Consider the following 12,627-nt stretch of genomic DNA (forward strand, 5'->3'; position numbering starts at 1 on the left):
AACTCTTTCAAAGGTGTGTCGTGTCTGAGCACAAACTTCCTACAGTTCAGCCTGCGGGTTTTTGGCAAGGTGCTAAAGATAGTCAAGCCATTATCTTTACCTATCTTCCTGTTTCTTTTGCATTTGGGGTTTCTGCAACTCAATTTGGTTTCACTGCTTGGGAAGCCTTATTTTTATCTTGCTCTATGTATGCAGGTGCCAGTCAGTTTCTCGTCGTTGCGTTACTGGGAAGTGGAACATCTATTTGGATGACTGCTCTTACTGTAATTGCCCTCGATATCCGCCATTTACTCTATGGCCCTGCCTTACAAAACCTGATTCAAGACCGACTCAATTTAAAGAAAACTGCAGTTTGGGCTTGGGGTTTAACTGACGAAGTTTTCGCATCAGGTATGATCAAACTGTCGCAACGTCGTCAAGAATGGTCAGAATCTTGGATGTTAGGACTCAGCTTATTTAGTTGGCTGTCTTGGGCAACAGGATCATTTTTAGGCGGTTTATTTGCCGATCAAGTCAGCAACCTTCCACAATTTTTACAAGCCGCACTCGATTTCCTACTGCCTGCATTGTTTTTAAGCTTTTTACTTGCAGCATTTGAGAAAAAACATACATTTGTGGTCACGGTTACAATTATTGTTTCTGCGATTGCTTGCTACTTTATCGACTTGTCTGCCGCGATTTTTATCGGTATTTCTTCTGGTATTTTTGCCGGTTTATTCAAACATTATGTCTTAAAGAAACCTAATCCTGAACATATGGGTGAAGCATCATGAATCTAGAAATCATCTTGGTCGGGATCTTGGTCGGGATTGCGAATTTTGCATCACGGTTTGGGCCATTTTTTGTAATTCAGAAATTTCAGCAAGGTTCACAGCAGCGTGGTTCTTTATGGCTCAAAATCGCTTTGGGCTCGATTGGCATTGCCGCAATTAGTTCAATGTTGGTGGTTGCAACCTTACCACCTTTGCTTGAGACACCAAATAAAAGCTTTGCCATGTTGGTTGGTTTTGCTGTGCTTTCAGGCTTGTATTTCAAGTTTAAAAAAATTGTCCCTGCTACACTGACTGCGGCACTGACTTACGGCTTAGTCTATACCTATATACCTTTTCACCTCTAAAGCTAAGTCAGCGACAATCCAAATCTCCCTCAAGCACAAGCTTCCTCAGCCTGTGCTTTTTAATTAGCAATATTTATGAGATAGTCAACACATAACACAAAAAATCTTGAGAAAACCAATAGATGGCAAAGCACCATTTTATTCAAGGCAAAATTTATATTCATTCTAGACAACCATCTGAATTAAGCTGGGGACTGCAAAAACCCATCGAAAGTACATATTTTCAATGCTTCATTCAAAGCCAGCTGTTCAGTGATAATTTCTGCGCTGTACATTACCAACCTGCAGATTAGATCCGCGCCATTTATATAGAGAAAAATCAGCAACAAAAGATTGTGGGCTTATACAACTGCACACAGCAGATTCTGCACTTACATCAACGTCGCCTGATGTTTTCACACATCTCAATGCCCCGCCTGTTCAACAATTTTCTGCAGCTATCCGGTTTTTTATTGATTTTTCTACTGTGTATTTTCAGCCTCAGTTCATGGCTCAATTCATCATTTCACCTTCTATCGGGGGCTGCAGACGCGCTCTATTTCACTGCCATTTTAATTAGCTTAATATTGATTTTATGCATATGCGCCGTACCACTGCTCGGATTGCTGTACTGGCCCAACTTCCGTCAAACATCTGTGCAGCTTCGTGCGCTGCGATGTGCAAATTTGGATATTGAGCCATTCCGTGCATGTGTAAAAAATGCTGGCATATTTAAAGTGAATTTAACTAAAAACAACTAATTACCACTTTTTAAAGATTTTAACAGATAAATAATTACACGAACGCTCCCCCATAAAGATATAAAAAAAATTGTTGGACAATATCATTTATTTATGTGAACACTCGCTTATCTCTCGAACAAGTTCTGCTATGCTTAAATTCCCATAAAATCAAGCATGGATGATTTACATGAGCGTCACTATTGGTACTCCACTTCAGTCTTCAGCGTATAAAGTCTTACTGTTAGGTTCTGGTGAACTCGGTAAAGAAGTTGTGATTTCATTGCAACGTTTGGGTGTAGAAGTTCATGCTGCCGATCGTTATGACCATGCTCCTGCCATGCAAGTTGCACATTTTTCTCATACTTTAAATATGGCAGATCCTCAGGCACTTAAAGCCTTAATTGCTCAAGTTAAGCCTCATTTGATTGTCCCTGAAATTGAAGCCATTGCGACTCAAGTTTTGGTCGAGATTGAAGAACAAAATATTGCCACTGTCATTCCTTCTGCAAAAGCTGTCAATCTGACGATGAACCGTGAAGGGATTCGCCGTCTAGCTGCCGAAGAGCTTGGACTACCGACTTCAGCCTACCGATTTGCCAACACACTTGAAGCTTTCCGTGCTGCATGCGATGACATTGGCTATCCAAACTTTGTTAAGCCTGTCATGTCGTCTTCGGGTAAAGGACAGTCACGTGTAAAAAGCTTTGATGAAGTCGATGCCGCATGGGAATATGCACAAACAGGTGGACGTGTAAATCAAGGTACTGTGATCGTGGAATCACAAATTGACTTTGACTTTGAAATCACCCTGCTGACTGTTCGAGCTAAAAATGCAGAAACAGGTGAAATTGAAACATCATTTTGCGACCCGATTGGCCACCGCCAAGATGCTGGCGACTATGTAGAAAGTTGGCAGCCACAACTCATGACTGCTCTTGCATTAGAAGAAGCCAAACGTATTGCCAATAAAGTAACCATTGCATTAGGTGGATGTGGCATTTTTGGCGTGGAACTGTTTGTCAAAGGCGATAAAGTATGGTTTAGTGAGGTATCACCTCGTCCACACGATACAGGCCTTGTCACTCTTGCATCGCAATTCCAAAGCGAATTCGAACTGCATGCACGTGCCATTCTTGGTCTGCCTGTGAATACTGCTCGACACAGTACTGCTGCAAGCGCAGTCATCTATGCAGGCGTGGATGATACCAATTTATCATTTACTGGCTTAAATCTTGCTTTGGCTAATCCAAACACCGATTTACGCCTCTTTGGTAAACCAGAAGGCTTTAAACGTCGCCGTATGGGCGTAGTAACAGCACGTGCTGAAACCACAGATCACGCGCGTGAACTTGCTCAACATGCTGCACAACAAGTCAGTGTTCAATAAAACTAAGTTTGTAACACCTTAACGGACCACTGTTCATGATCAATACGCTTCCTCTGCTGAATTACATTAAAAGTAACCACGACATTCAGGCGATTAACCAATGGCGCTCAGATGTTGAAAATCAGCTACAAGAATGCTTTGAAAATGGACAGTCGATTCGTGATGTAATTTTGGCTCGATCAAACCTGATCGATGAAGCTTTAAAGTTCTTATGGACACATGCTGAACTCGACCAAACCGATCTCGGTTTGTTTGCCGTCGGCGGCTATGGTCGCCGTGAAATGCTGCCTTACTCCGACGTCGATATCATGATTTTGTCTGAAGATGAAATCAGCCCAGAACAAGAAAAACTCATCTCGAGCTTTATTTCAACACTTTGGGATGTTGGTAATTTCAAACCGGGCATCAGTGTACGTACCATTAATGATTGTGTTGCTCAAGCCACCAATGATTTAACCGTGGCAACAGCGCTGATCGAAGCACGTTTGATTGTGGGCAATGAACACCTAGCCAAATGGCCACGCCGTATCGTGTCACAGACATGGACGGATAAAACCTTCTATGATGCCAAAATGCAAGAGCAAGCCAAACGCTATGCTCAACATAACAATACCGAAAGCAACTTAGAACCCGATATTAAAAATGCGCCCGGCGGTATCCGTGATATCAACCAAATCGGATGGATTGCTAAGCGTCATTTCCGTGTCAATCGCATCTATGACCTTGTACATTTAGGTTTTATTTCAGAGTTTGAACTAGGTGTTCTTGAAGAAACAGAAAGCTTTCTTTGGGAAATCCGCCATCATTTACATCGCTTAACCAAGCGCGACGAAAACCGATTATTGTTTGATTATCAACGTGACATTGCTGCTAAATTTGGCTATCAGCGCGAAGAAGGTAAATCACCGAATTATCCAATCGAACAGTTCATGAAACGTTACTATCGTAGCGCTCAGCAAGTGACGACGTTAAATGAAATGCTCTTGGCTTATTTTAATGAATCTGTCATTACGCCACGCTTACCTGACTATGAACGTAAGATTGAAGAGATCAATGCCAATTTCAAATTAGTTGATGGTAAATTGGCTGTGCAGCATCATAAAATTTTCTCTGAAAATCCAAGTGCTATTTTAGAAATTTTCTACCTCTTGGCGAATCGTCCAGAAATTGAAGGCATTCGTGCCCGAACTTTACGTTTATTGTCGCTTGCGGCAAAACGTATTGATCAAAACTTCCGTGACAATCCTGCACATCAAGCCTTATTTATGGCGATCATTCGCTCACCCTACCGTTTATACGACACCATGGTGGCGATGAAACGTTATGGCGTGCTCGGCAACTATATTCCTGCCTTTGGGCAAATCATGGGACTCATGCAGTACGACTTATTCCATATTTATACAGTCGATGCCCACACCCTATTATTACTACGTAATTTAAACCGTTTTAAAGAACCTGAATTTGCTAAGGACTTCCCTGTCGTTAGCTCAGTGTTCCAACGACTAGCTCGCCGTGACATTGTGTATTTAGCAGCAATTTTTCATGATATCGCCAAAGGTCGTGGTGGTGACCACAGTGAACTTGGTGCAGCGGATGCAATTGATTTCTGCCGTACCCATGGGTTTACCGAACGCGAATGTAACCTTGTCGCATGGTTGATTCAAAACCATCTCCTGATGTCTGTCACTTCTCAGAAAAAGGACATTTCCGATCCAGATGTGGTGAAAGAATTTGCTGAGAAAATGGGCGATATGGAGCATCTCGACTATCTCTACACCTTAACAGTTGCCGATATCAACGCAACCAATCCGACGCTTTGGAATACATGGCGTGCATCACTCATGCGTCAACTGTATACACAAGCACGTGATGTGATTCGTTCAGGTTTGGGGCGTCCTGTAGACTACCCAATGCTGATCGAAGACACTAAATTTGCAGCCAGTGAACTGTTAGTCAACGATTTTTCGCTCTACGATGTAGAAACTGTTTGGCAAGAACTCGGTGATGAATATTTCCTAAAAGAATCTGCCGATGAAATCGCATGGCATACGCGCGCAATTTTAAAACATGGCAATAATGCAGAACCATTGGTACTGATGCGAGCACATCGCAAATTTGCACAAGATGCGGTACAGATCTTTATTTACACCCAAGATCAGCCTAACTTGTTTGCAACAACAGTGGCAATTTTGGACAGAATGAACTTAGACGTTCAGGATGCTCGGATTATTACTGCATCCACTGCATTTAGTTTGGACACCTATGTTGTACTTGACCGTTTTGGCACCTTATTAACAGATCCTGAACGTGAGCAAACCGTTATTGAAGCGCTCAAAAAAGCCTTGAGCCAATCCGACAAGTACCCAGGTCTGATGCAACGTCGTATTCCCCGTCAACTGCGTCATTTTGATATTGAAAATACCGTGAGTATTTCCTTTAATGAGGCACTTCAACAAAATATGGTTGAAATTGCGACACTTGACCATCCGGGCTTACTTGCTAAAGTCGGTGGTTTATTTATGATGCAAGGCTTAGATATTCACTCTGCGAAAATTGCAACGCTCGGTGAACGTGCTGAAGATATTTTCTATGTCACTAAAAAAGATGGCTCACCTATGAGCGATTCAGAAGCAGAAACGTTTGCTGCACAATTAAAGTCAGCACTCGATGAAGCTTCGAATCAGGTTTGTAGTCATCATTAACTTAAATTGATCGGTATCCATTCCATGAACTCCAGTTTGTCATTATTGCACCCTTATCCATTTGAAAAGCTAAATAAGCTATTTCAGGATGTGAAACCCGCAGATTTGCCTTTGATTCCCCTATCGATTGGTGAGCCAAAGCATCCTGCACCGGAGTTTGTGAAACAGGCCATTATTGATAATTTTCAGCATTTATCCACTTACCCAAACAGCAAGGGTTTACCTGAGCTTCGCACAAGTATTGCAAATTGGTTAACCCGTCGCTTTAAACTCAATAGCATCAGTGCGGATACCAACGTACTGCCTGTGTCAGGTACGCGTGAAGCGATCTTTTCGTTTGTACAAGCTTTGGTTAAACGTGAAGATGCCCCTTATGTGGTGATGCCAAATCCGTTCTACCAAATCTATGAAGGCGCAACTTTACTTGCGGGTGCAGAACCTTACTTCATCAACTGTACAGAAGAAAATAACTACCTTGGCGACTTTGACGCTGTGCCAGCTGAAGTTTGGGAAAAAACCGCTTTACTGTTTGTCTGCACACCGGGTAATCCTACAGGTGCGGTACTTTCTAAAGAACAGTTTAAAAAACTGATTGCACTGTCTGACCAATATAATTTTGTGATTGCATCTGATGAATGCTACTCAGAACTTTGGTTTGATGAAGCACCTATTGGTCTGCTTGAAGTCTGTGCTGAAATGGGCCGTGATGACTATAAAAACTGCGTGGTATTCCACTCATTGTCTAAGCGCTCTAACTTACCGGGTATGCGTTCTGGCTTTGTGGCAGGTGACGAGGCACTTTTAAAACCTTATTTACAATACCGTACTTATCATGGCGCTGCGATGCCTGTTCAACACCAGTTGGCTTCAATTGCAGCTTGGGATGACGAAGCACACGTCGAAGAAAACCGCGTCCAGTACCGTGCAAAATTTGAATTATTCCAACGCGAACTGTGTCACCTACTACCATTACAAAAACCTGATGCAGGGTTCTACTACTGGTTAAAAGTGGATAATGATGAAACTTTTGCCAAAATGCTGATGGAAAAAGCACACGTTAAAGTGCTTCCAGGCCGTTATTTATCACGTGATACGGCACAAGGTAATCCGGGTGAAAACCATGTCCGTTTAGCCCTTGTTGCTGATATTGCCCAATGTGAAGAAGTGATTCGTCGCTTAAAAGCAGTACTTTAATTGATTTAAAGTGTTTTGCTTAAAACAAAAAATGCCCCAGATTTGGGGCATTTTTATTTGAGTCATTTCTTAACATTCGTTCAGAGCTAATCATCTAGCAATAATTATTTATAAACAATCATTAAGAAATCATTGAACACTATTAGAAATCAAATGTAGCACTCAATTTAAATGTTCGAGGTTCGCTCAGTGTTAAACACTGTATGAAAAATAAGTATGGTCATAACGAATTGTTGTAAAGCGAAAAGATAAACAGCCACCTGAATGGTTTTAGCTAGTTGCAAAGTAATATCTTTCATTATCAATTAGATGCACCAGTAATAACAGATCATTTATGGAACTTAAAATTTGCCTTATGCTATAAGCTTATTGAGGTGGATGAAGAGTAAATTCATGTTCAACGGTATAACTGAGATTTTTATCAACCATCGGAATAGGTTCAAGTCGTGCAACTAATAAGGATTTTTGTACTTTTTGATCAAAGTTTTTAGAGCCTGAACTTGCAATGAGTTTTGAGCTACCAATATAGCCTGTTGCAGCAATCACAGTGAGCTGTAGTTTGACAGGTTGCTTATATGTTTTCATCTCAGACGCAGACAGCACATATTGCGGTGCATTTACCCAAGAAACTTCATACATTTTCGGTTTTACATGTGGATCAATTACATCTGCAACACGCGTAGGTTGGTATTCTTCTATGGGTGTTTTTAACAATTGCAATAATGCGTTGACCCGAGCATCTGTAGTACAGTCTAGATTGCTTGCAACAACAGACATTTTTGTAGGTTCAGATGCACTTGGAGTGCTATCTGCCCAAGCTAACCCCACACATACGAGTAAAAAAAACGTTAAAACACAAATTCGACGTTTAACCATCTGCTTAAACAATGTTATGACCTTCAAATAAAGACACTTCAGTATAAAACATCCAAAAAATAAAGACGCTTCCGCGCCTTTATATCAACCTCAGTTCGGCCAATGATTCACTTCATTTTGACTGAGCCAAAGCTTTTTCAATATCTTCATTCAATGTTTCAGGCTTGGTCGTGGGTGCATAGCGGTTTAAGACCTGACCATTTTTTCCGATTAAAAACTTCGTAAAATTCCACTTAATGCCATTTCCCAATACGCCTTTCGAGTTATTGGTTAAATAACGGAAAATCACATGCGCTTCTGGGCCTTTTACATTCACTTTGGCAAACATTGGAAAAGATACGCCATAGTTTTTTTGACAAAATGCGCCAATTTGATCATTTGAACCCGGATCTTGTCCGCCAAATTGGTTGCATGGAAAACCTAAAACCTCAAAACCTTGATCTTTATACTGTTCGTAAATTTTCTCCAAACCAGCAAATTGAGGAGTAAACCCACATTTACTAGCGGTATTTACAATTAATAAAACCTTACCTTCATAATCTGCAAAGGATTTATTACTTCCGTCCAGTAATTCTGCTTCAAACTGGTGAATGGTGGTCATGGATAAGTTTCCTCATCATTTTTTTGTTTTGTTTCTAATTCTAAGGATGCTGAATTAATACAATAACGCAATCCAGTCGGCTGTGGTCCATCAGGGAAAACATGCCCTAAATGTGCGTCACAATGATGACAAACAATTTCTGTTCTGACCATACCGTGTGTCATATCTACATTTTCTTCTACTGCAGCAGGTTCAATCGGCTTATAAAAGCTCGGCCAACCACAACCGCTATCGTATTTTGTTTCAGAAGAAAAAAGCGGTTCCCCGCAACAACGACATACATACGTGCCAGCTTGTTTCGTATTCCAATATTTTCCAGTGAAAGCTTGCTCCGTGCCTTTCTGACGCGTTATGCGAAACTCTTCTGGCGACAATTCTCTTTGCCATTCTCTTTCTGTTTTATTGAGTTTTCCCATGATGACGTCCCTTTATATCGTGGTATTTAAAATAGGATAATCCTATATTTACGTCATTCAATCTTAAATTTCTAGTCTTTATTCAACAATTTACAAAATCTATATAATGACCCAAAAAGCAAAAAGTAAGCAAATATAAAATCGTGGTGAGCAAAATACAAAATTAAATGCTTTTTTGTGAGCACCTTTAGTGATAATCTTAGCGCTACTCTTGCTCAGGATTAAAAAATGTCGCAGAAAAAGAGCGTAATTTTTAAAAATCTGCTGCCCGTGATCAAACAATATCAACAGGCAGGGTTTACGCATGAAAAAATAGTTGCTTTACTCAGAGACGAACATCATCTCGATTTAGTAACGACCGAGACATTTAAAAGCTATTTATACCGTTATGCAAAAGTGACCTCCACTCTTTCCGAGAATATAAAAATGCCGAATACGTTTAACACCCCCCGCGAAATTAAGAAATCGTCTAAGCTCGAGCATGTTTGCTACGACATTCGCGGACCTGTGTTACGAGCGGCCAATGAGATGGAAGAGGCTGGCCATAAAATTATTAAATTAAATATCGGCAACCCTGCACCTTTTGGTTTTGAAGCGCCTCAAGAAATTATTAACGATGTGGCACTCAACCTGCCAAATGCAATTGGTTATACCGACTCAAAAGGCATCTTCCCTGCCCGTAAAGCGATTTGTCAGTATTATCAACAAAAAGGCATCTTAAACATGCACGTCAATGATGTGTATGTCGGTAATGGCGTATCTGAACTGATCGTGATGGCAATGCAAGGCTTGCTCGACGATGGCGACGAAATGCTAGTGCCTATGCCAGATTATCCGCTTTGGACAGCAGCAGTTAACCTTTCTGGCGGTACAGCTATTCACTATAAATGTGATGAAGAAAATTTCTGGTATCCAGATATTGCCGACATGGAAAGTAAAATCACCCCGAATACCCGCGGTATCGTGGTGATTAACCCAAACAACCCAACAGGTGCGGTTTACCCACGTCATGTGCTTGAGCAAATTGTAGCTCTTGCGAAGAAATACGACTTAATTTTGTTTGCTGATGAAATTTACGACAAGATCGTTTATGACGGTATTGAACATGTCTCTGTTGCGTCATTGGCAGGTGATCAGCTGTGTATTTCTTTCAATGGCTTATCTAAAGCATATCGAATTGCCGGTTACCGTTCAGGCTGGATGGCAATTACAGGCGATAAATCACGTGCGCTAGACTACATTGAAGGTTTAGACATGCTGGCGTCGATGCGTCTCTGTGCCAACCACCAAGCGCAATATGCGATTCAAACAGCTTTAGGCGGTTATCAATCGATTAATGATCTCATCCGTCCGGGCGGTCGTTTATATGAACAACGCAACATTGCTTGGGAAATGTTGAATGATATTCCGGGTGTATCTTGTGTGAAACCAGAGGGTGCTATGTACTGCTTCCCTAAATTGGATCCTGAAATTTACCCAATCCAAGACGATGAGAAATTCATGTTAGATTTCCTCCGTGCTGAAAAAGTGCTTTTGGTTCAAGGTACAGGTTTTAACTGGCCGACACCTGATCATTTCCGTGTGGTGTTCTTGCCTGCTGAAAATGAACTACGTGAAGCACTCACACGTTTAGATCGTTTCTTGGCGAAAATGCGTTAATTCATAAGTGCTTTAAAAATAAAAAACCGTACGCCCTGTACGGTTTTTTATTACTGTATCTTTAAATTTGATTTCTTACTGTACGCACACCACAGCTATTTTTTTGAATAGTTAAATTTTTAAGAATTAATTTTTAGCTTAGACCTTAGTCAAAACTTTAAGATCTGTTGATTTTTCTATAGCCTATTCATGTTATTTTTTAACCAATCATAAAAATACATGAGTACAGGATGTTCTCTAACAAAATTAAACTGAGCCTATTTCTCTGTCTAAGCATGTGCCTAGGCATCGGGATATTACGTTTTTCCTATACCGCACTCCTCCCTTCAACCCGTGAAGCATTTGGTTGGAGCCCAAGTTTTGCCAGCATCTTAGGCAGTGCCAATTTGCTCGGCTACTTGATCGGTGCATTTTGGGCCATGAAATTACCCCAAAATAAAAGCATGGTGAATTATATCCAACTCGCAGCTATTGCAGGGACACTCAGTTTACTCAGTTGTGCATTTTCAGGTTTTTCAGAACTTTGGTATAGCACTTGGCGCGTTATTTCAGGGATCAGCGGCGGCTTACTAATGATCCTCTCCCCAAGTGTCGTGGCCCAATGTTCACAGCTTCAAGACCGCTTTAAAATCAACTTTATTGGTTTCAGTGGTATTGGCTTAGGGGTGTTAATGGCAACGCTATTTTTGCCTTACATCCAAGATATTTCGACAATGTGGGCTTGGTTGATTTTGTTTTCTTTTTCAAGCCTGATTTGTATGTTACTCAGCGTGCTTTTGAAGAGTTTTAAATTACAGCTCACAACACTCACCGCGATTCCTGCAGTAGAACATAAAGTCGATGGAATTTTCTATTGTCTCTTAATTGTGTATAGCACCAGTGCATTTGCTTACGTGCCCCATTCATTATTTTGGATTGACTATTTAACTCACACCCTACACCTGAGCCCGATCGGGATCAATTTCAATTGGATTTTATATGGTCTAGGAAGTGCTTTAGGAGCCTTTGCTGCTTACTGCTTGGCACAAAAACTGGGAAATATTAGTGCTCTTAAAATATTATATAGCAGCTATGTCTTGGCGATTTTTATAGCAATTATTAATATCCATCCACTTTTTACTTTTTTATCTTCTTTTGCTACAGGCCTGCTCAATCCAGCAGTGGTTTTTCTCACCTCTTATACCATTCTGCAAATCTATGGTAGCGCCTATAAAAAGCTCTGGAGTATTGCAACCCTGTGCTTTGCATCTATTCAATTAATCGGTGGTATAAGCTTTAGTTTTTTACAGCGAATTGGTATTGATTATTCACAGCAATTTATTTTGGCCGCATGCGTACTCTGCATTGGAACAATGCAACTCTTTTGGTTCACTCGAACAGCAAAATTAAGTAAGCATCTCGTCTAGGTAGATCACAAGACATTCAACTGCATCATCATTCACACATACAAAAGTCATGCATACAAAGAAAAGACCTATTTAAATAGGTCTTTTCATTTTGATAAATAGTGAATGGGCTAAGCTTTTTTCAGCTTTTTCTTTAATTTTTTCAGAGCAGAATTATGCTTTGAAATTTTGTTCAACCTCGCTTTAATTCCCTTTTTAAGTGATTTGGTTTTCTTAGACAAATTCATCTCCTTCTCGTCTACGTATAAAACTTAAATTTAGTTCAATTAGAAAATCGTTTGACCAAATGAACTTTGACTCACAAAGTCTTTAGCCTATTAATGATGTTGTTGACGCTGATTTCGTTGATGTGGCTGTTGTTTCTGTTTCTTTTGGTCTTGTTGCTGTTGCTGTTGCTGTTGCTGTTGGTGATCATTTTGCTGCTGTTGATCAGTTTGTTGGTTTTGTTGATGCTGTTTACGAGACATTTCATTTCTCCTTTTCATCACAAATATCGCAATGTACTACTACTAGATGTACTTCTACTAAAGGACAACAACCAATGTAC

Annotated in this window: 11 protein-coding genes; 7 read left to right on the forward strand and 4 right to left on the reverse strand. The window is 40.6% G+C overall.

Features of this window, described 5'->3' with window-relative positions; genetic code table 11:
• The first annotated feature begins 20 nt into the window (after positions 1–20).
• The 5 genes from LXF01_RS10920 (at position 21) to dapC (ending at position 7,122) form a co-directional block, all read left to right on the forward strand.
• A complete protein-coding gene (locus tag LXF01_RS10920) occupies positions 21–773 on the forward strand; it encodes an AzlC family ABC transporter permease (protein WP_233944324.1) in 753 nt (250 codons plus the stop codon).
• The gene (gene ygaH, locus LXF01_RS10925) at positions 770–1,117 is read left to right on the forward strand and encodes an L-valine transporter subunit YgaH (RefSeq protein WP_233944325.1); all 348 of its coding nucleotides are present in this window, start codon (positions 770–772) and stop codon (positions 1,115–1,117) included. Before LXF01_RS10920 ends, ygaH begins: the two co-directional genes overlap by 4 nt.
• Before the next feature lie 900 nt (positions 1,118–2,017).
• On the forward strand, positions 2,018–3,226 hold the full coding sequence (gene purT, locus LXF01_RS10930) for a formate-dependent phosphoribosylglycinamide formyltransferase (RefSeq protein WP_233944326.1): 1,209 nt from the start codon (positions 2,018–2,020) through the stop codon (positions 3,224–3,226).
• Positions 3,227–3,261: 35 nt separating this feature from the next.
• Complete coding sequence (glnD, locus tag LXF01_RS10935; RefSeq protein ID WP_180119706.1) at positions 3,262–5,928, forward strand: [protein-PII] uridylyltransferase; 2,667 nt, start codon at positions 3,262–3,264, stop codon at positions 5,926–5,928.
• 24 nt (positions 5,929–5,952) lie between these two features.
• The gene (gene dapC, locus LXF01_RS10940) at positions 5,953–7,122 is read left to right on the forward strand and encodes a succinyldiaminopimelate transaminase (protein ID WP_233944327.1); all 1,170 of its coding nucleotides are present in this window, start codon (positions 5,953–5,955) and stop codon (positions 7,120–7,122) included.
• Positions 7,123–7,488: 366 nt separating this feature from the next.
• Here dapC and LXF01_RS10945 read toward each other — a convergent pair whose 3' ends face one another.
• The 3 genes from LXF01_RS10945 to msrB form a co-directional block, all read right to left on the reverse strand.
• The gene (locus LXF01_RS10945) at positions 7,489–7,899 is read right to left on the reverse strand and encodes an energy transducer TonB (RefSeq protein ID WP_233944328.1); all 411 of its coding nucleotides are present in this window, start codon (positions 7,897–7,899) and stop codon (positions 7,489–7,491) included.
• A 211-nt stretch (positions 7,900–8,110) separates the two neighbouring features.
• The gene (locus LXF01_RS10950; RefSeq protein WP_078194370.1) at positions 8,111–8,599 is read right to left on the reverse strand and encodes a glutathione peroxidase; all 489 of its coding nucleotides are present in this window, start codon (positions 8,597–8,599) and stop codon (positions 8,111–8,113) included.
• Entirely contained in the window at positions 8,596–9,015 is a 420-nt protein-coding gene (gene msrB / locus LXF01_RS10955; protein WP_180077570.1) for a peptide-methionine (R)-S-oxide reductase MsrB, read from the reverse strand. Before msrB ends, LXF01_RS10950 begins: the two co-directional genes overlap by 4 nt.
• A 228-nt stretch (positions 9,016–9,243) precedes the next feature.
• Between msrB and LXF01_RS10960 the strand changes: the two genes are divergently transcribed.
• Positions 9,244–10,674 (forward strand): pyridoxal phosphate-dependent aminotransferase, encoded by a 1,431-nt coding sequence (locus LXF01_RS10960; protein ID WP_180023949.1) that lies wholly within the window; start codon positions 9,244–9,246, stop codon positions 10,672–10,674.
• 230 nt (positions 10,675–10,904) lie between these two features.
• A complete protein-coding gene (locus LXF01_RS10965) occupies positions 10,905–12,080 on the forward strand; it encodes a YbfB/YjiJ family MFS transporter (RefSeq protein ID WP_180128760.1) in 1,176 nt (391 codons plus the stop codon).
• 317 nt (positions 12,081–12,397) lie between these two features.
• Here LXF01_RS10965 and LXF01_RS10970 read toward each other — a convergent pair whose 3' ends face one another.
• On the reverse strand, positions 12,398–12,547 hold the full coding sequence (locus tag LXF01_RS10970; RefSeq protein ID WP_233944329.1) for a hypothetical protein: 150 nt from the start codon (positions 12,545–12,547) through the stop codon (positions 12,398–12,400).
• Positions 12,548–12,627 lie beyond the last annotated feature (80 nt).

This window comes from Acinetobacter sp. SH20PTE14 (genome assembly GCF_021391555.1).
GTDB lineage: Bacteria > Pseudomonadota > Gammaproteobacteria > Pseudomonadales > Moraxellaceae > Acinetobacter > Acinetobacter amyesii.